The following is a 22,857-nucleotide window of genomic DNA, read 5'->3' on the forward strand; positions in this document are numbered from 1 at the left end:
CGGACACCACGCGCATGGATCCGCGTTTGCTCGAACTCTACAACCAGGAGTTGACCCACATTCGCGATGTGGCGCGGGAGTTCGCTCTGCGCCACCCCAAAATTGCTGCTGGCTTGGGGCTGGATTCGCAGACTGTTCAAGACCCAACCGTGGAGCGCCTGCTCGAGGGCTTTGCATTCCTGACTGCGCGAACTCAGCTCAAGTTGCAGGCCTCGTTTCCCGAATTCACCGGGCAGTTGCTGGAGCGAATCATGCCGGGTGCGACGGCACCCACACCGGCCATGGGGGTGGTGCAGTTCCATCTGCAGTCGCAAGACCCTGCCTTGTCCAAAGGTGTGCTCGTCGAGGTGGGCACGCAATTTCAGTCCATGGTCGCCAAAGGCACTGTCACCCCGGTGACCTTTCGCAGTGCGCAGGCTTGTAGGCTGTGGCCTGTTGAACTGCACAGTGTCCAGCATGGGGCGCCCCAGGGCGCTGGCCTCCAGTCACTTCGCTTGGCCAGCGCCTTGCAAATTCGCCTTCAGCGCACCGGGGCCGGCACCATGGCAAGCCTGCCCTTGGACACACTGGATTTCTATGTGTCTGCGCCCCAAGAGTGGGCCTTTGAATTACACCAGCGCATTGCCTGTCAAACCGTTGTTGTGGCTGTTCGGGGCTCATCGGATGAGCCTTGGGTTCAATTGCCAGGCGATGCACTGGCCACACCCGGATTCGAAGACACTGAGGCATTGTTGCCAGAGCACAACCAGGTCTTCAGTGGGTTTCGTTTGCTGCATGAAGTATTCAGTCTGCCTGAGCGCTTTCTGTTTTTCCGGGTTCAGCACCTGTTGCGAGCCTGTCAGCAAGCCACCGGGCGTGGGCTTGAAATCATGCTCGGCTTTCAGGATACCCACCCGCAAATGGACCGTTGGGTGGACACAGAGAGCCTCGCGCTGCACTGCGTTCCGGTGGTGAACCTGTTTTCCATGGCGTGTGACCGGGTGGCTGTGGACCCGGCCCAGCACGAATTGCACTTGGTACCCAATCGAAGCCGACCGCAGGACTTCGAGGTGTTCGCTGTTGAATCGGTGGTGGCGCATGGTACGCAGCGTCGGGAGGATGTATTGCCCTTGTATACAGCCGAGGCTGCCATGCGGGCGCACGATCCATCGGCGCTGCATTACACCATTCGGCGGCAAGCCAGCTTATTGTCCGAGCGAGCGCAGCGCGAGGGCGGGCGCAGCAGCCATGTTGGCACCGAGGTGTTTATTGGTTTGTCTGTGGCCCATGGCCGTCTCCAGGTTGAGCAGTCCATCCAGCAATTGTCGGTTCAGGCTTTGTGCACCAATCGCGACTTGCCGTTGCTATTGCCCTTGGGGCAGGGCAACACCGACCTTCAGGCATCCGGCAGTTTTCCGGTACAGTCCATCCGCTTTGTTCGGGGCCCCTGCCGCCCCAGCCCACCGTTGGCGCATGGGCGGGGCAATTGGCAATTGATTGAGTTGCTGGCCTTGCACATCCATGGTTTGCACAGCCTGGGCGCTGGCACCACCCAAACCGATGCATTTCACCGACTGCTCAGTCTGTTTGCTCGCCCGGAAAATCCGGCACAGTTGCAATGGGTCCGTGCGGTTCAACAGGCCGCACTCGAGCCAGTCACGCACCGCCTGGTGCAGCAAGGCCGGCCTGCCGTGTTTCGCGGTCTGGAATTGCGCCTGACGCTCAATGAAGATTGCCTGCAAGGGCTATGCCCCGCATTGTTGGGCAAGGTCTTGGCGGTGTATGTGCGTCGCAGTCTTTGTGTCAACGGTACCCTCTCGGTCCGCTTGCAGTGTGTGCCGTCCGGGCAGGTGTTGACATTCGGGCCTCAGCACGGGTTGAGGTCTCTGGTGTGATTGCCCCCAACGCCAACTTTTACGCCGTTCTGCGTGCCCTGGAGGAAGCCAATCCAGCGGCCACCGCCTGGGGCGACAGTGCACGGTTGCGCGAGGATCCTGCCCGCTTGGGCCAACTGCCGCTGCTGGGGTTTGCCACCCAAGACATTCAGGCCTTGGGCGATGCGGATACGGCCTACGGCACGCTGCAGCGGGTGCAACTCAACAACTTTGGTTTGCTGGGGCCGCAAGGCGCGTTGCCACTGCACTGGACTGAATTGGCCCATCAGCAGGCGCACCATCAAAAAGACCAGGCATTTGCCGAGTTTCTGGACGTGTTTCACCACCGCTTGTTCAGCCTGTTTTACAAGGCCTGGGCACAAGCCATGCCCCACATTGGCTTGCACCGGTCACCGCCCAATCTGTTTGACCGCGCATTGCACAGCTTGCTGGGTTTGTCGCCACGGCCTTGGGCATTGGCCGATGGGTTGCCCCGCCATTTTCAGCCAGGTTTGGCGGCGCACCTGGTCAAGCCGCAACCCACAGTCGAGCGGGTGCGCAAAGGCCTGTCCGCATGGTGGGCATGCCCGGTCCATATCACGGAATGCGTTGGCCAGTGGTTGCCGGCGCCTCGATCTGCCCCCCGCAGCGCAGGCCATGGTCGCTTGGGCACTGGTGCCCAGTTGGGTCGCCGGTGTTGGCATCCGCAAGCGGGTGTCCGCGTGGTGTTGGGGCCCTTGCCGTGGGTGCAGTTTGTTGCCTTGGGTCGCGGCGGGTGCCAGCACGCCACCTTGCGGCAGGCCTTGGGGGTGCTCTTGGGCCCAGAGTGGCGAATTCTCACGGCTCTGTTGCCCGATGCCCGTCAAATTCCACCACTGCAACTGCGCCGTGGCCAGGGCCTGGCGCTGGGGCGCACGGCTTTTTTGGGTCGCCCGACCATCGCTGAATTGCGCCCGGTTTCCTTGTCGTTTCTCATCCCGCCTGTTTCCCAGGAGTGTTCATGACCAGCATTCGTCGAGCCGCCTTGTTCGGCAAACTCAATTCCACTGCGTTCAAAACCCTGGAAGGGGCCACCGTGTTGTGCAAGTTGCGGGGCAATTCGCAGGTGGAATGGGCGCATTGGCTGATGCAAATCCTTCAACTGGACGACAGCGACTGGCACCGTGTGCTGCGTGCTTGCGGATTAGACCTGTCGGCCTTGCTGGGCGATGTTCAGCGTGCACTGGACGGGTTGCCCGGTGGTGCGAACAGCATTCACGACTTGTCCGAAGACTTGACGCACCTGGCCGAGCGGGCCTGGGTGTACGCCTCGCTCAAACACGGCTGCAGTCAGGTGCGCACTGGGCACCTGCTCATGGCGTTGTTGGGCAATGACAGCCTGAAATCCGTACTTTTGCGTTGCAGCCCACGGTTCAAGGGGCTGACATCGGACCAATTGGCCGATGAATGGTCCGGTTGGCTGGCGGGTTCGCCTGAAGCGCAGGCCGAGCCTTTGCCACAAGATGCAGGCGTGCCGGGCGAGGCCAGTGGCGCACTGGCTGCGTCACAGTTGGGTGCCGAGGCTGCGCTGAAACGTTACACCACAGACCTCACCGAACAGGCCCGCTTGGGCAAGCTTGACCCCGTCACCGGACGGGACACGGAAATTCGCCAGGTGGTGGACATTCTGCTGCGGCGCCGGCAAAACAACCCACTGATCACGGGTGAGGCCGGTGTGGGCAAAACTGCTGTGGTGGAGGGCTTGGCCCAGCACATTGTGCAAGGGCAGGTGCCGCCAGCGCTCCAGTCGATTCGCGTGCTCAGCCTCGACATGGGCCTGTTGCAGGCGGGGGCCTCGATGAAAGGCGAGTTTGAGCAGCGCCTTCGGCAAGTGATTGATGAAGTGCAGGCCGCCGAGCAACCCACTGTGTTGTTTATTGATGAGGTGCACACCCTCGTGGGGGCTGGTGGGCAGCAGGGCACGGGCGATGCCGCCAATTTGCTCAAGCCTGCACTGGCCCGTGGCCATTTGCGCACCATTGGTGCCACCACTTGGTCGGAGTACAAGCAATACATTGAAAAAGACCCGGCAGTCACCCGCCGGTTCCAGGTGGTTCAGGTGGATGAACCCTCCGAGGACCAAGCGATCAACATGCTGCGTGGCCTTGCGGTGGCCATGCAGGGGCACCATTCGGTGCTGGTGCTGGATGAGGCTGTTCAGGCGGCGGTCCGTTTGTCCCGCCGTTACATTCCCGCCCGCCAATTGCCTGACAAGGCAATTGCACTGTTGGACACCGCCTGTGCACGGGTGGCGGTGTCGCAGCACGCTGCACCGCCAGCCGTACAGCAGGCCCGGCAGCGGCTCTTGGCGCTACAGCAGCACATCGACACCTTGCGCCGCGAAACGGATCTGGGGGCAGACCATGCGGACACACTGCGCACCAATGCGGAAGAGCGGGCAACGCTTGCGCAGGTGCTTGAAACACTGGAAGCCCAGCAGGCTCAGGAGATGAGCCTGATGAACAGCATGTTGGGTATTCGTCAGCAACTGTTGGCCTGTGGAAACGATGGTGCGTCGGATGACACACGGCACGTGCTTCGCCAACAACTGCAGCAATTGCAACAGAGATTGCAGACTGTGCAGGGCGATCAGCCCATGGTGTTTCCGCAGGTGGATGCCCAGTGTGTGGCCGCCGTGGTGTCTGACTGGACCGGCATACCCTTGGGCAACATGGTTCGCGATGAAATCGCTACGGTGTTGGCCCTGGCCGATACCTTGGGCGAGCGGGTGGTGGGCCAAGCCCATGCCATGCAGCACATTGCACGCCGCATCCAGACCAGCCGGGCCGGGCTTGAAGACCCGGACAAGCCGAAGGGCGTGTTTTTGCTGGCGGGCACCTCGGGTGTGGGCAAAACCGAAACAGCATTGGCCCTGGCCGAGCAACTGTACGGTGGCGAACACAACCTGATCACCATCAACATGAGCGAGTATCAGGAAGCGCACACGGTGTCCTCCCTGAAAGGGGCGCCTCCCGGCTATGTGGGTTATGGTCAGGGCGGCGTGCTGACTGAGGCCGTGCGCCGCAAACCCCACAGCGTGGTGTTGCTGGATGAAGTGGAAAAGGCACACCCGGACGTGCACGAACTGTTTTTTCAGGTGTTTGACAAAGGCTGGATGGAGGACGGTGAGGGTCGGCGCATTGACTTCCGCAACACACTCATCCTGTTGACCACCAATGTGGGCACTGCCGAATTGATGGCGCTGTGCGAGCAAGGGCGCCACCAGCCCGAACCGGCGGTGTTGACCAAGGCGCTTCGCCAGCCCTTGTTGGCGGTGTTTCCGCCTGCCCTTCTGGGGCGGTTGGATGTGGTGCCTTATTACCCGCTGTCCAGGGACATGCTGGCCCGCATTGTGCGCTTGCAGTTGGCGCGGGTGGCTGAGCGTTTAAGCCGGGTTCACCACCTCACCGTGACGGTGGAAGATGCGCTCGTGGACCACCTGGTGGCATGTTGTCGCGAATCGGATTCAGGGGCGCGGCTGGTCGGCTCGCTGATCAGCAACCGGGTATTGCCGGGCATCAGCCAGCGCCTGCTGACCGCCATGCTCGACAAGCAGCCCATCACCCACATCACGTTGACGGCGAAAGCAGACGACGTTGTGGCCGAGTATGCCTAAGGGGTTGCGCGTCAACCTGCCGCGCAGGGCATGCCTGGCGCGCCTCTTGGCCTGTGTGGGCGCTGGCTTGGCTGTGCCTCGGTTCGCTGCCGCTGCACAGGGAAAGTCTGGCCGGCCCGTGAAGGCTGCCACGGGTGCGCAACGGTATGCTTTGTTGGTGGGCAATGGCCAATACCCCAGCCCCTATGACTTGCCGCCAGTGCCCAAAAATGTGATGGACCTGGCCGACGCCCTGGCATTTCGCGGCTTCGATGTCACCCAAGCGCTCAATCTGGACGAATCGGGGCTGATGTCCACCGTAGAAGCCTTTGTTCAGCGGGTTGCCCAAGCGCCGCCCGATTCGGTGACGCTGTTTTACTATGCGGGCCATGGTCTTCAGTTGGCGGCCAACAATTTGCTGCTGGGGTCTGGCACCAACCCGGCTGCGCCCAGGCGCGACCTGGTTGCGCGAAGCCTGGTGTTGCAGCAGCGCTTGCTGTCGGCATTGCCTGCTCGGCCGGAGGCATTGAACATCACGGTGATTGATGCCTGTCGAACGGATCTTCGGGCCGCGCTGGGCGATTCCGATGGCTTGAACCAGGTGGAGGCCCCGGTGGGCTCCATCGTCTGTTTTTCCACCGCGGCGGGCAAACCGGCTGTGTCTCCCGCCTCGGCCGACCAAAACACCTTTTACACGGCTGCTTTGGTGCAGGCTTTGCGGACCGCACCTGGCGAATTGACCTTCGATGCCTTGCTCCGCCAAGTCAAGCAGGCGGTTGAACAGACCATGCGTACCCATCCGTTGGCAGCCATCCGACGCTTGGCCCAATCGCCGTTTATTGCGGACAATGCGCGCCGGAAAGTGGCGTTGTCGGTCGATGATGGGCCGCTGCTGAGCGTGGGTTCTGCGCCATCGGACCCTCCTGACGTGTTGCAGGCCTGGCAAGCATTGGCATTGGCTTCCTGGCCACCCGAGGTGATTCGGCTGGCCGAGCAATTTCTGCGGGACTATCCCGGTGGTTGGCGTGCCCAGCAGGCCAGCCTCGACCTGGCCGGTGCGCGTCAGGCCCTGTCCGTGCTGCGCAGTCGCGACGTGCGTTTGTTCAAAACCAGCTTTGTGGCCCCTGACAACGGGGCCTCAGTGGCGCAAGGTGATTTGCAGAAGGCGGCCCGCGGCGACAAAGATGCTGCCATGCGCATGGCGCGGCTGCACCAAGCCGAGGCAACCGATGTGGGCCGCTTGCGCTATGAGGGTTGGTTGCAGTACGCCACGGGGCTGGGCAATGGCATTGCCAGTTATGCATTGGCCCTGCACTACAGGGCCATGGCCCTGCCGATTTTGGCGGCTCAGGCCGAGGCCCAAGCCATTGCCCTGGGCTATTCACCACCCCGGGCACTCACACAGGAGCGCAAGTAACACTATTTTTCAACTGGGCAATTGCTGCCTTTTTCAGGGGCTGTTTTGCATTTGATCCGGACTCCGGTTGGGGCATACTCAGTAAGTTCCCGAATTCTGTCTGGCCCCTGCATGCCGAATACCCCGTTGACCCGAGTGCTGACCCTGCTGCCCAAGGCGGTGGCTGTGTGCGTCCTCGCCCTGGGTTTGGCTGCATGCAACCCGCGCAGCATGCTCACCAAAGACAACCTGTTGGACGGTGCCCGGGCCGAAACCTTTATTTTGAGCCATGGTGCCCTGTGCGCACGCCTGCCCACCGGCGAGGCCATCGACTTGTATGCACGGGACAAAATTCCCGAGAACAGTGCTGTGGGGCGCGAGGTGAAAGCCTGGGACCTGTCGGGTCTGCTGGACATCATCCAGACCCGCGATGGCCGTTGGGTGGTGCTCCCCTCGTCGGGTTTGAAAGCGCTGGAAGGTGTGCATTTTCGCAAAGCCCCCAGCGGTGAAAATGACGCCTTGTGCTTTGGCCGCTTGTGGATTGAAAGCACGGTGGACTACACCGAGAACAAACCTTTTGGCCAATCCGATGCGGTCACGGCACGCTTTCAAGCCAGTTTGAAAGATGCCCACATGCTGAAATATTTCAAGGACTTGAAGGTGGAGTCTTTTGATCCCACCATCTTTGTGTTGAGCACCGGCACGGCGTACGGCAGCACCCTGGAGCCCAATTTCACGGTCGAGATGGCGATGCGCCCAACCACCACCGGTTGGTACCTGGCCAAGGGGGCTGTGACGGTGGCCAATGCCCCAACCGAGAAAGGCCCGGGCGTGGCCCCCATTTCCCCTTAAACAGCGCCTCTGTCATAATTTCAGCCAGATGACCTGGAGCTGGACGATTGAGCCGCAGTAAACACACCAAACCTTCTCCCGCACTCACCCCCAACGGCAAAGTGGATTTTTCGGCACCCGGTGCCCGTGTTCGCATCGACAAGTGGTTGTGGGCTGCCCGTTTTTACAAGACCCGCAGCCTGGCCACCGAGATGGTGGATGGCGGCAAGGTCAAGTGCAATGACGAGCGTGTAAAACCCGCCACAGCGGTGCAAGTGGGCGATGTGCTGAGTATTCCGGTGGGCTGGGACGAGATGGTGGTCACCATCACGGGCCTGTCCGACAAACGGGGCAGTGCCACCCTGGCGCAGGCTCTGTATCAGGAAACCGCCGAGAGCAAGGCCGAGCGGGCACGACGGGCTGAAAACCGCAAGCTCATCAAAGACCCGGCCTTGGGGATCAAAGCCCGCCCCACCAAACGGGACCGCCGTGCCATGGACGATGTGCAGTGGGGTGGTGGCGAGTAGCCTTCACCAACGACGCTGTCAGGACTTTTCTGCCAGGGCCTGCTGAATCAACTTGTGCAGGGCCGGAAACTCGGGTTCGCCCACATAGGTTTTGATGATCTCGCCCTTGCGGTTGATCAGGTAAGTGGTGGGGGTGATTTTCACATCATCGTAGGCCTTGGCCAGGCTGCCATCCAGGTCTAGCGCAACGTCAAAGGGCAGTTTGCGGGTTTCGGCGAAGTTGACCACATAGTCGGGCCGGTCGTAGCTCATGGCCACTGCCACGGTGCGAAAGCCCTGGTCTTTGAAGGTGTTGTACGTGTCGACAATGCCAGGCATTTCTTTCACGCAGGTGGTGCAACTGGTTGCCCAAAAGTTGACCAACATGACTTGGCCTTTGTAATCGGTTGGGGCAATCACCTGGCCGGTGATGGTTTTGAAGGGCAACTGCGGGGCCTGTTTGGAAAAACAGGCAGCCAGCACCAGCACGGATGCGGCCATGAACACAGCGCGACCCACGCGCATCACTTTGAACTGATTCATACCGTTGTACTCACAAAAACCCGCCGGGGCGTTGAACGCCCCGGGCATCACTTAGCGTTGACTTTCCGCTTCGCGGTTGGTTCCATTGTTGGGTGTGGCGGTTAGCCGGGTCAATTCGGCTTCAGAAATGGTGTCCACCACCTTGACCACTTTGACCACGCCAGCCACGCCAGCCGCAATTTGCGCGGCACGGTTGGCTTCGCGTTCGGTCACCAGCCCCATGATGTAGACCACACCCGCTTCGGTGGTGATCTTGAATGAATTGGCGAACACGTCCTGCGCATCAAACAGGGATGCCTTCACCTTGGTGGTGAGCACCGCATCGTTGGAGCGGCTGCTGAATGTGCTGGGGGTGCCCACTTGCAAGTCGTTGACCAAGAGGCGAACGTTTTGCACGTTGGCTGCGGCCGCTTCAACCTTGTTGCGGGTCTCGGCATCGGGCACTTCGCCGGTCAGCAGCACCTGTCGGTTGTAAACCGTGGTGTTGACGTGCACATTGTCGCCAAACTTCTCGTTGATGGCGCTGATGACTTTGAGCTGAATATTGCGGTCTTCGACCTGAATGCCCACCGTGCGGCGGTCTACAGCGGCCATGGACCCGGCTGTGAGGGCGGCTGCAGCGCCAAAAAAGCAACCGCCCAGCAAGGGCGCTGCCAGGCTGGCGCACAACACGGCGGTCAGTGTGCGGGTACGAACGGTGGTTTGAATACTACGCATGGTCTTCTTCTCCCAGCAGGCAGACATCGATTCCATCGCACAGGCAGTGGATGGTGAGCAGATGAACTTCCTGAATACGGGCGGTCCGCTGGTGCGGCACGCAAAGGTGGATGTCGTCGCCTTGAAGGGCCTGGGTCATGAGACCCCCGCCTTTGCCGGTGAGGGCAATCACGGTCATTTCCCGCTGGTGAGCGGCTTCTATGGCCAACAAGACGTTCTTGGAGTTTCCGCTGGTCGAAATGGCCAGCAGAATGTCGCCGGGCTGACCAATGGCCTGCACCTGCTTTGAAAACACCTCATTGAAGCTGTAGTCGTTGCCAATCGCGGTCAGCGCCGAACTGTCGGTGGTGAGTGCGATGGCAGCAAGCCCGGGGCGTTCACGCTCGAACCGGCCGACCAATTCAGCGGCAAAGTGCTGGCAGTCGCCGGCTGAGCCGCCGTTGCCACAAGCCAGAATTTTTCCGCCATTGGTCAGTGTGGCCACCATGGCTTCGACAGCTGTGGCAATGCCGCCGGCCATTTCTTCGGTGGCGGCTTGCTTGGCTTTGATGCTTTCGTCGAACTGGTGGGTGATTCGAGTGATGAGATCCATGGCGGTTGCCCCAAGGGTGGAATTGGTTTGCCTATTATAGGTGAGGCACCGTGCGGGCGTTTGGCTGGACTGCTTGATTGCCTCACGGTTTGCACAGCGTCAACAACCAGGCGTTGCGAATCCACTGGGGCTGGGCTTCATTGAGAATGCTGACCACATCAAAACGCAGGTGCTTGTACTGGCGTTGACCTTGCCGTATCCACCACAGTTGCGCACACAAGCTGATGCGCTGGCGCTTGAAGGGGTCGATGGTTTCCAATGGATGCCCGTGGCTGGTGCTGCGGCGTTTGCGCACTTCCACGACCACAGCGGTGTCGCCATCGGCCATCAGCAGGTCCAGTTCGCCACACTTGCAGCGGTAATTGCGTGCAATGGGAACCAGCCCTTGCTGCTGCAAAAAGGCCAGCGCACGGGCTTCTGCTTCCTGACCACTGCGACGAATGTGCTGTTGCCGTGCCGAGGGAATGGACGCAGGCGATGTGGCCGGTTTGGCAGGGGCCCACGGAATGCGGGACAATGGCGCCTGAGCATCATTTTTTGGAGATTTGCTGCGCATGGATGATTCCGGGAAGGGCCTGGAGGTTCGACAGTCTGACCCATCGCGTCAGCCTACCCTCTATGTAGTGGCAACCCCCATCGGCAATCTGGGTGATATATCCCTGAGGGCCCGCGCCACGCTGGAGAGCGTGGACCGCGTGGCCGCCGAAGACACGCGCAACACCGCCCGTTTGCTGGAGCAGTTGGGTATTCGCAAACCCTTGATGGCCCACCACGCACACAATGAGCAAACCAGTGCGCAGGGCATTCTTCAGTGCCTGGAGCGTGGCGAAAGCATTGCTTTGGTGAGCGATGCGGGCACCCCGGCGGTGTCGGACCCTGGGGCTGTGGTGGTGAGGGTGGTGGCGCAGGCGGGGTTTCCGGTGGTGCCAGTGCCTGGGGCCAGCAGCGTACTCACCGCATTGGCGGCCAGCGGCTTGGTGGACGGGCCTTTTACTTTCCGTGGATTTTTGCCAGCCAAAGGCAAAGAGCGCACAAACCTGCTGGCGCATTGGATGAGCCTGCCCGAGCCACAAATTCTGTTTGAGGCGCCGCACCGGGTGCTGCAACTGGTCGATGAGTTGGCGCAACTGGGCTTGGCCGACCGCGCCATGTGTGCCGGGCGCGAAATGACCAAACAGTTTGAGACCTTTTACCGTGGCGCAGGGGCAGCGGTGTTTGAAGAAGTGCGCGCAGACCCCAACGCCGAACGGGGCGAATGGGTGTGGGTGATTTCAGGCGCAAGGCCTGAGCCCGAGACTGCCGATGGGTTGAATGTCAGCCTGGACGACTGGTTGAAACCATTGCTGGCCGAGCTGCCGTTGAAGTCTGCGGTGGCTTTGGCAGTCAAGGCCACCGGCCTGCCAAAAAATGCCATCTATGAACGGGCTTTGCAACTCAAGAATGCATAAAAAAAGCCAGCCGAGGGGGCTGGCGAAATACCACTGAACGAATCTCGGGAACCCGGCTTGCGCCCAAGGCCCCGAGAGTCACTGCATTACACTGGCAAGGGCAGTGACGGTGCGCCGGGCAGTTCCAGGCCGCTCAGGGAGGCGGACACGGAAATTGGCGCTGCGTCGTTGGCCAGCACAATGCTCAATGTGCCATCTTCGAAGCTGACGGGTGAGTCCGGCAGCGAGGGGAAGGATGGCAATCCGGGGAAGTCGGGCAGGCCGGGCGCGTCTGGCAATCCGGGAATGGATGGCAGTCCACCGTCGGTCAAGCCTGTCAGCAGGTCGACCACGGCCGTTGGGCTGGTGGGCAGGTCTGGCAAACCCGGAATGCTCGGTGCATCGGGCAGGCCACCAGAAGCCAAGCCACTCAGCAGGTCCATCACGGCTTCGGGGCTGGTGGGTAGCGCTGGCAAGCCGGGAATGCTCGGGGCGTCTGGCAAGCTGGGGAGGGATGGCAAACCACCATCAGCCAGGCCAGTCAGTGCATCAACCACGGCCTCTGGGCTGGTGGGGATGCCGGGTAGCTCGGGTGCAGATGGCAAACCGGGAATGGAGGGCAGGCCCGGGAAGTCGGGCAGGCTGGGTGTATCGGGCAGTCCAGGCAAACCGGGCACCGAGGGCAGTCCGCCGTCGGCCAAGCCGGTCAGCAAGCTGATGAAGGCGTCGGGGCTGGTCGGTACACCAGGCAGCTCGGGCGCTGAGGGGAATGAAGGGACATCTGGCGCAAAACCTGCCAGGGTATCCAGAACACCCGCCAGAATTTCTCCTGCCACAGGAACAGCGTTCAAGCCGTTTTTCAGATCGTCTAAGGCCATACTTTCTCCGTCGTTTGAAATGATTTTTTAGGTTTTTTTACATCCGCAATCTTCGTTGCGTTCCACATCAAATCAGAGGGAAATGGCTTGAACAATTCGCAAAGTTCGGTGTTTTTGTCAGTAAATAACTTATCTCTGTGTAAAGTTGTTCTTTAAGTGAATGATTTTTATCGGTTTTTACCGATGTTAAATTTTTAGGAAATTTGCAGGATTGTCAGAATTGTCCTGTTGGAAATGAAAAAAGGCGTTTTCCGGTGAAGGAAAACGCCCTTTTGGGCGAAGCACTGTAGCAAGTTGCTTAGTCGCCGTACATCCGTTGTTTCAGTTCCCGGCGTTGCTGGGCTTCCAGGGACAGTGTGGCTGTGGGGCGGGCCAGCAGACGGGCCACACCAATGGGGTCGCCAGTTTCTTCGCACCAGCCATAATCGCCGCTGTCGATTTTTTGAAGGGACTGCTGCACCTTTTTCAGCAGCTTGCGCTCGCGGTCGCGGGTACGCAGCTCCAGCGCGTGTTCTTCTTCAATGGTCGCACGGTCCGCAGGGTCAGGAACCACCACGGTTTCGCGCAGGTGTTCGGTGGTTTCACCAGCGTTGGCCAGCAGTTCCTTTTCCATGTCCTGAAGCCGCTGCCGGAAGAAGGCCAGTTGAACCTCATTCATGTAGTCTTTTTCAGGCATCGCGAGCAATTCCTTCTCGCTGATGATGGGCACTTTTTGCGTTGTCATGTCAGGCCTCTAATTCGTCGATCCACTCACTATATACCAGTATAGCCGTTAACGTGCCAGGCAGAGCTCTAACCCTTGGGTGATGAACTCCTTGGGCAGTTTGCGCCCGATGAACACGATTTTGCTTTCTTTTTTGTCGGCGGGCTCCCATTTGCGACCCCAGTCCAAGCCCATCAGCATGTGAACGCCCTGGAACAATGCCCGGCGGTCACTGCCTTTGATGGAGAGAATGCCTTTGTATCGCAGCATGTCAGGGCCATACACCTGGGTCACCGAGCCCATGAATTCTTCAAATTTTTGACCATCGAACGGTTTGGTGCTTTTGAACACAAAGCTTTGGATTTCATCGTTGTGGGTGTGCTTGTCCTCGTCCAGAAAGTCGGGCGCAATGTCCAGGATGGAGTTCAGGTTGAAGCCCTTCACGTCCAGCAGTTTGGCCACCGGGGCGTTGCCGTGGTCGCTGATCATCTGTTCGGCACGGGCATTCATTTTGGCCAGCCGCTTTTTCAGGGTTTGAACCTCATCGGTCGAGGCCAGATCGGTTTTGGACAGCAGAATGCGGTCTGCAAAACCCACCTGCTGCTGGATTTCGCGGTGCTCGTCCAGTTGTTGCATGCCGTGCTTGGCATCCACCACGGTAATCACTGCATCCAACAGGTAGCTTTCGGCGACCACGTCGTCCACAAAAAAGGTTTGAGCCACAGGGCCTGGGTCGGCCATGCCGGTGGTTTCAATGACCACGCGGTCAAATTTGATTTCGCCTTTTTTCTTGCGGGCGGCCATGTCACCCAAAATGCGCACGAGGTCGCCCCGCACGGTGCAGCACAGGCAACCGTTGTTCATTTCCACAATGTTTTCCTGCTCGTTTTGCAGCAGCAGGTCGTTGTCCACGCCTTCCTCGCCAAACTCATTTTCAATCACGGCGATTTTCAGGCCGTGGTTTTCCTTCAGGATGCGGTTGAGCAGGGTGGTTTTGCCGCTGCCCAAAAAGCCGGTGAGGATGGTGACGGGAATGAGGGTGTGCGGTGCTTGGCTCATGGTCTGTGCTTCAGTAAAAATCGTCGACCCCAACACATGGGGATGGTTTCGCTCATTTAAAGGGCTTCGGGTGTTGCCTCAAACACCCAAACACCGTTCTGTTGCGTGCGCCGGGCCAGGCCTTTGCGCCACAGGTAATGCAGGTGCGCCACTGCTTCGCCCATGGCAAAGCTCATTTGGTGGCCATCCATCTCGCGTTTAAACAGCACTGAAATGGCCTGACGGGCTGACAAAGGTTGAGCCTTCAGTGCGTCCAGCAGTTCGTTCAAGCGGTGGTCATGGTGGCGCAGCAATTGGGCGCAGCGGTCATGAATGCCTTTGAAGGGCACGCCGTGTGAGGGCAGCACCATCAAACGGTCGGGCAGGGTGGCCATGGCTTGGACCGATTTCAAGAACGCCAGCAGCGGGTTGCCCTCGGGCTCAATGGCATACACGCTCACGTTGGTGGAAATCGTGGGCAGCAGCATGTCCCCGCTGATCATCACGCCCAGGCTTTCGCACACCAGGCTGATGTGCTCAGGGCTGTGGCCAAAGCCCGCCATACACCGCCAGGTGTGTTCGCCAATCACCAGTTCGTCGCCGTGCCGTATGCGCTGAAAGCCCAACGGGGGTTCAGGCACCAGCCGGGCAAACAGCCCACCACGCGCCTTTTGGGTTTCTTCGGCTTTTTCCTCGTGAGCCAAACCGTGGCTGGCCATGAAGGTGGCCAGGCTGTGGGCATCAAAGCCGGGCAGGTTGGCACACAGGCCGCGGGCCATGAAATACTCGGCCGACGACATGTGAACGTTCACCCCGTGCTTGCGGGCCAAGGGGCCCGCCATGCCGATGTGGTCCGGGTGGGCATGGGTCACGATGATGCGTCCCAGCGGCTTGCGGGCAAACAGGGTTCGTTCAATCTCTTCCCACAGGGCGGCCACATTGGGCAAACCAGCACCCGTGTCCACCAGGGTGTATTGGTCGGCCTCTTCAATCAGCCACACATTGATGTGGTCCAGCGCAAAGGGCAGGGGCAAGCGCAGCCACAAAATGCCGGGTGCGACTGGCACAGGTTGGCCCAAAGCCGGCGGTTCAAACAAACGTTCAATTCCCATGTGTTTTCTGGCGACTTTTCAGTCATTTGGCTGATTCAAGCGCCTGATTGTAGGGCATCATTCCGAAAAAACAGTTGTTCTAGGAGACTTTCATGCTGAATTTGCCAGGCCTTCAATTTGATTTGGGTGAAGACATTGACGCCTTGCGCGACGCTGTCCAGACCTTTGCGCAGAAGGAGATTGCCCCCATCGCGGCCGAGATTGACCGGTCCGACCAGTTCCCCATGCACCTGTGGCGCAAGCTGGGCGCCATGGGCCTGCTGGGCCTGACCGTGGAAGAGGAGTTGGGCGGCAGTGGCATGGGATACCTGGCACACATCGTTGCCATGGAAGAAATTTCACGGGCCAGTGCCTCGGTGGCGCTGAGCTACGGTGCCCACTCCAACCTGTGCGTGAACCAGATTCGCCGCAATGGCAACGACTGGCAGCGCAAAACCTTTCTGCCCAAGCTGATTTCCGGTGAGCACATTGGCGCCTTGGCCATGAGCGAGCCCAATGCGGGCTCGGACGTGGTGAGCATGCAATTGCGTGCCGACAAAAAGGGCGACAAGTATGTGCTGAACGGCACCAAAATGTGGATCACCAACGGGCCTGATGCCGATGTGTTGGTGGTGTATGCCAAAACCGACTTGGCCGCGGGGCCCCGTGGTATCACCGCGTTTCTCATCGAGAAGGGGTTCAAGGGCTTCTCGATTGCACAGAAGCTGGACAAATTGGGCATGCGCGGCAGCCACACCGGTGAGCTGGTGTTTGAAGACTGCGAAGTGCCCGAAACCCACGTGCTGGGCCGGGTGGGCAGCGGCGTGAATGTGCTGATGAGCGGCCTGGATTTTGAACGCGCGGTGTTGAGTGGCGGGCCGCTGGGCATTATGGCAGCCGTGATGGATGTGGTCGTGCCTTACGTGCACGACCGCAAGCAGTTTGGCCAAAGCATTGGCGAATTCCAGTTGATTCAGGGCAAGCTGGCTGACCTGTATTCCACCCTGATGGCCACCCGCGCCTATGTGTACCAGGTGGGCAAGGCCTGCGACAAAGCCACGCCCGACACAGTGCGCAAACTGCGCAAGGACTGTGCAGGCGCCATTCTGTACTCGGCTGAAAAAGCCACCTGGATGGCCGGTGAATCGATTCAGATTTTGGGTGGCAACGGCTACATCAACGAATACCCCTGTGGCCGCTTGTGGCGTGATGCCAAGCTCTATGAGATTGGCGCGGGCACCAGCGAAATTCGCCGCATGTTGATCGGACGGGAGTTGTTCGCTGAAACGTTGTGAATGCCTGCAAAGTCGGTGTCCGGTTTCAGGGGCTACAATGCGGGTAGCCCCTCGATTGAACTGACCCTGTAAGAGTTTGTCATGCACAGCCTGCCCTACGATGCAAAAAACCTGGACGACCTGGACGCAGGCGAACTCAGCGAAATCAGCACCCTGACGGAAGAAGAAGAGCGAGCGCTGTCGAAGAAGGTGGCCGCAGACATTCTGGCTGGCTTTGACAAGCACTACCGTTTGTTTCGCTACTGTGCACAGCAGGCCAAGAAATTGTTTGAAGAAGGTGACTGGCACCTCATTCAACGCTTGGCCCGTGACCGGATTGACTTTTACGACGAGCGCGTGAAAGAGGCTGTGGACCTGCTGCGACGCAATTATGGGCCACTGCTGCAGTCAGAGTCCATCTGGGAAAAAATCAAGACCCGATATGTGACTTACCTGGTTGACCACAAGCAGCCCGAGTTGGCCGAAACATTTTTCAATTCGGCCGTCACCAAAATTTTGCACCGGGATTACTTTCACAACCGCTTTCTGTTTGTTCGTCCAGCGGTCAGCACCGAGTATGTGGAAAGCGATCCACCCTCTTACCGCAGCTATTACCCCACCAACCCCTTGTACGGTGGTTTGCGCAAAAGCCTTCGTCAACTGATCCATGATTTTGAATTGAATGCGCAGTTTGTCGACCTTGAGCGGGATTTGCGCTATGTGGTGCATGCCGCCCGGCAAGTGCTGCCCAGGCCCATCAAGGTAGACCCCGATATGCAAATCCAGGTGCTGTCCAGCCTGTTTTTCCGCAACAAGGGCGCTTACATCATTGGCAAGTTCATCAACGGCAACATGCCACAGCCGTTTGCCATTCCCATTCTTCGCGACTCCAGCGGGCGCTTGTACATCGACACCGTGTTATTCAATGTGCAGCAAATTGCCACGTTGTTTTCGTTCACGCGGGCGTACTTTTTGGTTGACATGGAAACGCCGGGTGCCTATGTGCAGTTTTTGCGCAGCCTGTTGCCCAACAAGCCCAAGGCCGAGATGTACACCATGCTGGGTTTGCAGAAACAGGGCAAAACCCTGTTTTATCGCGATTTCCTGCACCACCTGAAGCACAGCCACGATGAGTTCATTGTGGCGCCCGGCATCAAGGGTTTGGTGATGGCGGTGTTCACACTGCCGTCCTACCCGTATGTGTTCAAACTGATCAAAGACAAAATCGCCCCCTCCAAAGAAATAGACCGGGCCGGCGTGATGCACAAATACCAATTGGTGAAGTGGCACGACCGGGTGGGGCGCATGGCCGACACCTGGGAATACAGCCATGTCGGTTTGCCGCTGGAGCGGTTTTCTCAGGAATTGCTGGACCACCTGAAAGACACCTGCGAAAGCTCGCTGACTTTTGAAGACGACACGGTGGTGATCAAACACCTGTACATCGAGCGGCGCATGACGCCGCTGAACCTTTACTTGCAGCATGGCACCGATGCTGAAGTGGAGCATGGTATTACCGAGTATGGAAACGCCATCAAGCAGCTTGCGGCCGCCAATATTTTCCCCGGCGACATGCTGTTCAAAAACTTTGGTGTGACCCGCTTGGGCCGCGTGGTGTTCTACGACTACGATGAAATCGAGTACATGAATGACTGCAACTTCCGGAAAATTCCCGAGGCACCCAACCCGGAAGCCGAGATGTCATCCGAGCCGTGGTACACGGTTGGCCCGAAAGATGTATTCCCCGAAGAGTTTGGTCAGTTTTTGCTGGGGGATCGACGGGTGCGCAAGGCCTTTCTGGGGCGACATGCCGACTTGTTGACCTACGAGTTTTGGCAGAACCGGAAGGAACGAATTGCCGAAGGGCACATTGAGGATATTTTCCCGTATTCCGAGGCGGTTCGGTTCACCAACCGTTTCCGGAAAATGCAGCGCGATCAGTAATTTACTGACAGCTTGCGGTTATAAGCGTATGTCAACTTTGTCCTTTGGAATGCAGGTTTAAACCAGTACACTTCGCGGCGTTGCTGTTTGAATGGGCGGGTTCGCCCTGCTGTGTTTGCCATGAAGATTTCCCGCGTTGTTTCCACGGTGCTCAAGGCGCAGGTGTTGAGCCTGGTTTTGCTGGCGGGGCCGGTATCCGCCACCAACGGTTACTTTTCCCATGGGTATGGCACCAAGGCCAAAGGCCGAGGCGGTGTGTCGCTCTCGATCGCAGACGATGCCATGGCACCTGCCAACAACCCGGCGTTGTTGGTGGACGTGGGCAACCGGTTCGATGCCGGTTTTGACGCCTTTGTGCCCAGACGGGGTGCGGAGCGCACCGGTGGCCCGTTGGGTCAATTTGATTTTTCGGAACGCAGTGACCGCAACCTCTTCATCATTCCTGACTTTGGTTTTAGCAAGAAGATCACTGACCGCGTGACGGCTGGCGTGGCCATTTATGGCAATGGCGGCTTGAACACCGATTACCAAAAGGGCAATACAGCAGCCTGTCCAACCAGTCTCGCATCGGGCGGTCGAGGCAACCCCTTGTGCGGACAAGGCCCGGCGGGCGTCAATCTGGAGCAGTTGGTGGTGGCGCCCACGGTGGCATTTCGCATCAACGCCAACCATGCAGTGGGCATCTCGCCCTTGTTGGTGTACCAGCGTTTTTATGCAGAAGGGCTGCAATTGTTCGGCACCTTTGGTTACAGTGCGGACGCCAACCGCCTGACCAACCAGGGCACCAGTTCCAGCCATGGGCAAGGTTACCGCGTGGGCTATTACGGCACCTACGGGCCTGTCAATGTGGGTGTGTCGTATTCGCCCCGCATCAACATGAGCAAGTTCAATGAATACGCGGGCCTGTTTGCTGGGCAAGGCGACTTCGACATTCCCACCAACAAGGGCTTGGGGGTTTCATGGAAAGTCACCCCCCGGTTGCGCGTGGGAGCCGACATCACCAAAGTGGAGTTCAGTGAAGTGCCCGCGGTTGGCAACTCACGGGCTGGCGCTGCACCGGGCTGCAATTGCTTGGGTAACAGCGACGGGCCTGGCTTTGGGTGGAGCGATGTAACCACTCGGAAATTCGGACTGGAATACCGCGTGACGGATAACCTGACCCTGCGAGGCGGCTACAACAAAGGTGATAACCCGGTTGGACCCGAGGACGTGACCTTCAACATTCTGGCACCCGGTGTGGTGACCAAGCACTACACGGCAGGCTTTACCTACAAGCTGAGCAGCAGCGCAGAATTGTCGGCCCACTACATGCGAGCGCCCAATGTGCGGGTGACGGGGCCGTCTGCCTTGCCAGTACCCGGACCTGTTGAGACCATCGACATGGGGCAGGAAAGTGTGGGCATGACCTTGGGGTTGAGCTATTGAGGGTTGGGCTCATGGTGTGAGCTTGATCGGTGTCTTTTGTTGCTGCCGGTAATGCCAGCAGGCCAGTGTTTTTTGAAGCCCCTAGGCAACACCGGCAGCCCGGTCCGAACGCCCCCCGAAAGTAAAGGTTGTCCCGCGCATGTCGAACCGTCCCGATAACTCGCCACTGCGTGGCTCAGACATCTCGGTCCGTGTGTTCGAATGCTCTGCGGGTCAAACCGATCGGGGGGCTGACTGTTCGGCGCCGGGCATAACGGTATTGCATAGGGGCATGTCACCGAGCGGGTTCGTGGCACCGGTTCATCGGCCTGCGCGGTTCGCCTCCCCTGCAGCGACAGTCAGGACAATCTGCAAAACCGTGACAAGCAGGCGCGGTGAACTGACCAAAGGTCAGTTCAGAGGTCGATTCCCGACCGTTACTTTTGGAGGGTCGACCTCAGCGATCGCGAGGCTCAGGTTTTGAGCCCCAGATTGGCCGTCGCCAAGGGCGAGGTAACTGCGCAGAGCTGCGACTCAAGCTGAAGTAAAGAACGGGCATTGATACGTGTAATGTCGTAATTAGCGCCTTGTCTTTGCTGGCAACAACAACTCCTTCGCCGCAATTTTTTCCGGCTGAAACTTGTTCACCGGCACATCCAATTCATAGCCCAATGCCACGCCGCACAGCAGTTTGTATTGCTTGGGGATTTCAAAATGTTTGTCCAAGGGGCTTCGGAACAGGCCCAATGCGCCTTGCGCGCAACTGCCCAAGCCTGCATTCGTAGCCGCCAGCATCAGGCTTTGCAGGTAAATACCGGCATCCAGTGCGCTGTATATGCCCACGCCTTCATGCACAAACAAAAACACCGCAGCCGGGGCGCCAAACAGGCGAAAGTTCTCGGCCATGGCTTGGTCGCGGGCTTTCAAGTCATCGCGCTTCACGCCCAGCACGCCGTACAGGCCTTTGCCGCACTCCACCCGGCGGCCTTGCAGGTCCTTGGGGTAGTTCACCACGGGTTTTACGTCGCCATCGGGAATACCTGGGTCGCGGGTCAGCAACCCGGTGAGCTGCTTCAGCTTGCCCCCGCGTTGCAGGGCAATCGTGCGTTGAAAGCGGGCATACAGCTCAGTCCGCAGGCTTTCCAGCACGGGCCCGGTGGCCAAGGCCAGTCGGTAAGGGTGGGTGTTGGACCAACTGGGCGACAGGGCGGCTTCCTGCAGAATCTGTTGCAAAAGGGCTTCTGGAATGGGTTTGCTGTCAAATGCGCGAACGCTGTGGCGGGCTTTTAATGTGTCAAGGAATTCCATGTTCCGTTGTCCTGTGTAATAGTCTTTGGCGTACCGCAAGCAGTTTAGAGGAATTATTCCTAGCCAAGCCGACCAACGCGCGACTATTCTCTCAACTGACAATACAGAAAGTCACATAAGGGGACAACACACATGAACAATCCACACGTCGACGTACTGATCATTGGGGCTGGCCTGTCCGGCATTGGCGCGGCTTGCCACATCAAGCAGAACTGCAAGGGCAAGAGCATCGCCATTCTGGAGCGGCGCAAGGCCATTGGCGGTACTTGGGACTTGTTCCGTTACCCCGGCATCCGTTCAGACTCTGACATGTTCACGCTGGGTTACAGCTTCAAACCCTGGAAAGGCGAGAAGGTGTTGGCCAATGGCGACGAAATCCGCAACTACGTGACCGAAGCCGCTGAAGAGTTTGGTGTGACCAAAGACATCCACTTTGGCCGCAAAGTTGTCAGTGCTCAATGGAACTCTGAGCAGTGCCAGTGGACTGTGGAAGCGCTGGACGAAGAAACCGGCAAAACCGAAGTGTTCACCAGCAACTTCCTGCTGGGTTGTACCGGTTACTACAACTACGACCAAGGCTATTTGCCCGACTTCAAGGGCATCAAAAAATTCAAAGGCGAGTTGGTGCATCCGCAAAAGTGGAGCTCGGACATCGACTACACCGGCAAGCGGGTGGTGGTCATTGGGTCTGGCGCCACAGCCATTACGCTGGTGCCTGCCATGAGCGACAAGGCTGCTCATGTGACCATGCTGCAGCGTTCGCCCACTTACATCGCATCCATTCCGTCGATTGACCCTGTGTCGTCGGTGTTGAAGAAATTCATGCCCGACACCCTGGTGTACAAAATTGGCCGTGCCCGCAACATTGGTTTGCAACGTTTGATTTTCAAATTGTCGAAGGAGCGCCCCAAGGCGATTAAGCGCCTGTTGCTGGGTGCCACTCGCCTGCGCATGGGCAAAGACTTCGATATGAAGCACTTCACGCCCAGCTACAACCCGTGGGACCAGCGCCTGTGCGTGGTGCCCGATGGCGACCTGTTCAAGGTGCTGAAGCAGGGCAAGGCCAGCATTGTGACCGACCACATCGACAGCTTTGTGGAAAACGGCATCAAGCTGAAAAGCGGCCAGGTGCTGGAAGCCGACATGGTGGTGACCGCCACTGGTTTGGACCTGCAGATTTTGGGTGGCATGAGCCTGACGGTGGACGGTGAAAGCCTGTCACCCAGCCAGACTATGAGCTACAAGGGCGTGATGATGAGCGGCATTCCCAACTTTGGCATGGTGTTTGGCTACACCAATGCCAGCTGGACGCTGAAAGCCGACCTGGCGGCTGAATACATGTGCCGCCTCATCAACCACATGGAGAGCAAAGGGTTCAACAAGGTGGTGCCACAGGCCAACGGTGTGGACATGAATGACACACCCATGTTTGACCTGGAAGCGGGTTACATGAAGCGTGCTGCGGACCGCTTGCCCAAGCAAGGTGGCAAGTTCCCCTGGACGATTGAAAACAATTACCTGGCCGACCGCCCTGTGCTGAAGAAGAGCAAGATTGAGGACGAATACCTCGATTTCAGCGCTGTGGCCGTGGCAGCAGCCAAGCCTGCGCGCAAGGCCAGCCGCAAGCCTGTGGCCAAGGCGGCATAACACCCGCCATCATCCGTCACCCCGCAGGGTGACGCCAGTGGCTCAAACGGAGCCCACCCATTAGCCTTCTC

Annotated in this window: 20 protein-coding genes; 11 read left to right on the top strand and 9 right to left on the bottom strand. The window is 58.9% G+C overall.

Going from position 1 to position 22,857, the window contains the following annotated elements:
* Positions 1 to 14 precede the first annotated feature (14 nt).
* From tssF to VGE55_RS00220, 6 genes are all read left to right on the top strand, one after another.
* Positions 15 to 1,874: a type VI secretion system baseplate subunit TssF gene (gene tssF / locus VGE55_RS00195; RefSeq protein WP_331129728.1), complete on the top strand. Its 1,860-nt coding sequence runs from the start codon at positions 15 to 17 to the stop codon at positions 1,872 to 1,874.
* Positions 1,871 to 2,857, top strand: coding sequence for a type VI secretion system baseplate subunit TssG (gene tssG / locus VGE55_RS00200; RefSeq protein ID WP_331129729.1), 987 nt, complete (start codon positions 1,871 to 1,873; stop codon positions 2,855 to 2,857). The genes tssF and tssG overlap by 4 nt, the downstream gene beginning before the upstream one ends.
* Positions 2,854 to 5,508: a type VI secretion system ATPase TssH gene (gene tssH, locus VGE55_RS00205; RefSeq protein WP_331129730.1), complete on the top strand. Its 2,655-nt coding sequence runs from the start codon at positions 2,854 to 2,856 to the stop codon at positions 5,506 to 5,508. The genes tssG and tssH overlap by 4 nt, the downstream gene beginning before the upstream one ends.
* Positions 5,501 to 6,904 (top strand): caspase family protein, encoded by a 1,404-nt coding sequence (locus VGE55_RS00210; protein ID WP_331129731.1) that lies wholly within the window; start codon positions 5,501 to 5,503, stop codon positions 6,902 to 6,904. The genes tssH and VGE55_RS00210 overlap by 8 nt, the downstream gene beginning before the upstream one ends.
* 111 nt (positions 6,905 to 7,015) lie before the next feature.
* Positions 7,016 to 7,735 carry a hypothetical protein gene (locus VGE55_RS00215; protein WP_331129732.1) on the top strand — a complete coding sequence of 240 codons (720 nt, stop codon included), beginning with the start codon at positions 7,016 to 7,018 and terminating at the stop codon, positions 7,733 to 7,735.
* A gap of 101 nt (positions 7,736 to 7,836) precedes the next feature.
* Positions 7,837 to 8,241 (top strand): RNA-binding S4 domain-containing protein, encoded by a 405-nt coding sequence (locus VGE55_RS00220; protein WP_331130102.1) that lies wholly within the window; start codon positions 7,837 to 7,839, stop codon positions 8,239 to 8,241.
* A gap of 18 nt (positions 8,242 to 8,259) precedes the next feature.
* Here the strand turns inward: VGE55_RS00220 and VGE55_RS00225 are convergent, their stop codons facing one another.
* The 4 genes from VGE55_RS00225 to VGE55_RS00240 form a co-directional block, all read right to left on the bottom strand.
* A complete protein-coding gene (locus tag VGE55_RS00225; RefSeq protein WP_331129733.1) occupies positions 8,260 to 8,763 on the bottom strand; it encodes a TlpA disulfide reductase family protein in 504 nt (167 codons plus the stop codon).
* A 51-nt stretch (positions 8,764 to 8,814) separates the two neighbouring features.
* On the bottom strand, positions 8,815 to 9,480 hold the full coding sequence (locus VGE55_RS00230) for a BON domain-containing protein (protein WP_331129734.1): 666 nt from the start codon (positions 9,478 to 9,480) through the stop codon (positions 8,815 to 8,817).
* A complete protein-coding gene (locus VGE55_RS00235; RefSeq protein WP_331129735.1) occupies positions 9,473 to 10,072 on the bottom strand; it encodes a phosphoheptose isomerase in 600 nt (199 codons plus the stop codon). The genes VGE55_RS00230 and VGE55_RS00235 overlap by 8 nt, the downstream gene beginning before the upstream one ends.
* Positions 10,073 to 10,154: 82 nt before the next feature.
* The gene (locus VGE55_RS00240) at positions 10,155 to 10,628 is read right to left on the bottom strand and encodes a YraN family protein (protein ID WP_331129736.1); all 474 of its coding nucleotides are present in this window, start codon (positions 10,626 to 10,628) and stop codon (positions 10,155 to 10,157) included.
* Between VGE55_RS00240 and rsmI the strand changes: the two genes are divergently transcribed.
* Positions 10,627 to 11,520: a 16S rRNA (cytidine(1402)-2'-O)-methyltransferase gene (gene rsmI, locus VGE55_RS00245; protein ID WP_331129737.1), complete on the top strand. Its 894-nt coding sequence runs from the start codon at positions 10,627 to 10,629 to the stop codon at positions 11,518 to 11,520. The two genes, VGE55_RS00240 and rsmI, sit on opposite strands and share 2 nt — an antisense overlap.
* A gap of 86 nt (positions 11,521 to 11,606) precedes the next feature.
* On the opposite strand, the gene VGE55_RS00250 is transcribed toward rsmI, so the two are convergent.
* From VGE55_RS00250 to VGE55_RS00265, 4 genes are all read right to left on the bottom strand, one after another.
* On the bottom strand, positions 11,607 to 12,377 hold the full coding sequence (locus VGE55_RS00250) for a hypothetical protein (protein ID WP_331129738.1): 771 nt from the start codon (positions 12,375 to 12,377) through the stop codon (positions 11,607 to 11,609).
* Positions 12,378 to 12,675: 298 nt separating this feature from the next.
* The gene (gene dksA, locus VGE55_RS00255; protein ID WP_256763483.1) at positions 12,676 to 13,101 is read right to left on the bottom strand and encodes an RNA polymerase-binding protein DksA; all 426 of its coding nucleotides are present in this window, start codon (positions 13,099 to 13,101) and stop codon (positions 12,676 to 12,678) included.
* Between the two features lie 48 nt (positions 13,102 to 13,149).
* The gene (locus VGE55_RS00260) at positions 13,150 to 14,139 is read right to left on the bottom strand and encodes a GTP-binding protein (protein WP_331129739.1); all 990 of its coding nucleotides are present in this window, start codon (positions 14,137 to 14,139) and stop codon (positions 13,150 to 13,152) included.
* A gap of 56 nt (positions 14,140 to 14,195) precedes the next feature.
* On the bottom strand, positions 14,196 to 15,230 hold the full coding sequence (locus VGE55_RS00265; protein ID WP_331129740.1) for an MBL fold metallo-hydrolase: 1,035 nt from the start codon (positions 15,228 to 15,230) through the stop codon (positions 14,196 to 14,198).
* Positions 15,231 to 15,322: 92 nt separating this feature from the next.
* On the opposite strand from VGE55_RS00265, the gene VGE55_RS00270 reads away from it, so the two are divergent.
* The 3 genes from VGE55_RS00270 to VGE55_RS00280 all read left to right on the top strand — a co-directional run bounded on the left by VGE55_RS00270 (position 15,323) and on the right by VGE55_RS00280 (position 19,852).
* Positions 15,323 to 16,504, top strand: coding sequence for an isovaleryl-CoA dehydrogenase (locus tag VGE55_RS00270; protein WP_331129741.1), 1,182 nt, complete (start codon positions 15,323 to 15,325; stop codon positions 16,502 to 16,504).
* Between the two features lie 81 nt (positions 16,505 to 16,585).
* Entirely contained in the window at positions 16,586 to 18,427 is a 1,842-nt protein-coding gene (aceK, locus tag VGE55_RS00275) for a bifunctional isocitrate dehydrogenase kinase/phosphatase (protein ID WP_331129742.1), read from the top strand.
* Between the two features lie 120 nt (positions 18,428 to 18,547).
* Positions 18,548 to 19,852: an OmpP1/FadL family transporter gene (locus VGE55_RS00280; protein WP_331129743.1), complete on the top strand. Its 1,305-nt coding sequence runs from the start codon at positions 18,548 to 18,550 to the stop codon at positions 19,850 to 19,852.
* A 558-nt stretch (positions 19,853 to 20,410) separates the two neighbouring features.
* On the opposite strand, the gene VGE55_RS00285 is transcribed toward VGE55_RS00280, so the two are convergent.
* Positions 20,411 to 21,139, bottom strand: coding sequence for a nitroreductase (locus VGE55_RS00285; RefSeq protein ID WP_331129744.1), 729 nt, complete (start codon positions 21,137 to 21,139; stop codon positions 20,411 to 20,413).
* A gap of 132 nt (positions 21,140 to 21,271) precedes the next feature.
* Between VGE55_RS00285 and VGE55_RS00290 the strand changes: the two genes are divergently transcribed.
* On the top strand, positions 21,272 to 22,786 hold the full coding sequence (locus VGE55_RS00290) for an NAD(P)/FAD-dependent oxidoreductase (RefSeq protein ID WP_331129745.1): 1,515 nt from the start codon (positions 21,272 to 21,274) through the stop codon (positions 22,784 to 22,786).
* The last annotated feature ends 71 nt before the right edge of the window (positions 22,787 to 22,857 follow it).

Source organism: Limnobacter sp., assembly GCF_036405155.1.
Classification (GTDB): domain Bacteria; phylum Pseudomonadota; class Gammaproteobacteria; order Burkholderiales; family Burkholderiaceae_B; genus Limnobacter.

Excerpts from the sequence above, each read along its gene's own strand:
- dksA (WP_256763483.1), bottom strand. The coding sequence starts at position 13,101 with ATGACAACGCAAAAAGTGCCCATCATCAGCGAGAAGGAATTGCTCGCG.
- VGE55_RS00210 (WP_331129731.1), top strand. The coding sequence starts at position 5,501 with ATGCCTAAGGGGTTGCGCGTCAACCTGCCGCGCAGGGCATGCCTGGCG.
- tssF (WP_331129728.1), top strand. The coding sequence starts at position 15 with ATGGATCCGCGTTTGCTCGAACTCTACAACCAGGAGTTGACCCACATT.
- VGE55_RS00235 (WP_331129735.1), bottom strand. The coding sequence starts at position 10,072 with ATGGATCTCATCACTCGAATCACCCACCAGTTCGACGAAAGCATCAAA.
- VGE55_RS00260 (WP_331129739.1), bottom strand. The coding sequence starts at position 14,139 with ATGAGCCAAGCACCGCACACCCTCATTCCCGTCACCATCCTCACCGGC.
- VGE55_RS00290 (WP_331129745.1), top strand. The coding sequence starts at position 21,272 with ATGAACAATCCACACGTCGACGTACTGATCATTGGGGCTGGCCTGTCC.
- VGE55_RS00215 (WP_331129732.1), top strand. The coding sequence starts at position 7,016 with ATGCCGAATACCCCGTTGACCCGAGTGCTGACCCTGCTGCCCAAGGCG.
- VGE55_RS00280 (WP_331129743.1), top strand. The coding sequence starts at position 18,548 with ATGAAGATTTCCCGCGTTGTTTCCACGGTGCTCAAGGCGCAGGTGTTG.
- VGE55_RS00230 (WP_331129734.1), bottom strand. The coding sequence starts at position 9,480 with ATGCGTAGTATTCAAACCACCGTTCGTACCCGCACACTGACCGCCGTG.
- VGE55_RS00270 (WP_331129741.1), top strand. The coding sequence starts at position 15,323 with ATGCTGAATTTGCCAGGCCTTCAATTTGATTTGGGTGAAGACATTGAC.
- VGE55_RS00265 (WP_331129740.1), bottom strand. The coding sequence starts at position 15,230 with ATGGGAATTGAACGTTTGTTTGAACCGCCGGCTTTGGGCCAACCTGTG.
- rsmI (WP_331129737.1), top strand. The coding sequence starts at position 10,627 with ATGGATGATTCCGGGAAGGGCCTGGAGGTTCGACAGTCTGACCCATCG.
- VGE55_RS00225 (WP_331129733.1), bottom strand. The coding sequence starts at position 8,763 with ATGAATCAGTTCAAAGTGATGCGCGTGGGTCGCGCTGTGTTCATGGCC.
- aceK (WP_331129742.1), top strand. The coding sequence starts at position 16,586 with ATGCACAGCCTGCCCTACGATGCAAAAAACCTGGACGACCTGGACGCA.
- VGE55_RS00250 (WP_331129738.1), bottom strand. The coding sequence starts at position 12,377 with ATGGCCTTAGACGATCTGAAAAACGGCTTGAACGCTGTTCCTGTGGCA.
- VGE55_RS00240 (WP_331129736.1), bottom strand. The coding sequence starts at position 10,628 with ATGCGCAGCAAATCTCCAAAAAATGATGCTCAGGCGCCATTGTCCCGC.
- VGE55_RS00285 (WP_331129744.1), bottom strand. The coding sequence starts at position 21,139 with ATGGAATTCCTTGACACATTAAAAGCCCGCCACAGCGTTCGCGCATTT.
- tssH (WP_331129730.1), top strand. The coding sequence starts at position 2,854 with ATGACCAGCATTCGTCGAGCCGCCTTGTTCGGCAAACTCAATTCCACT.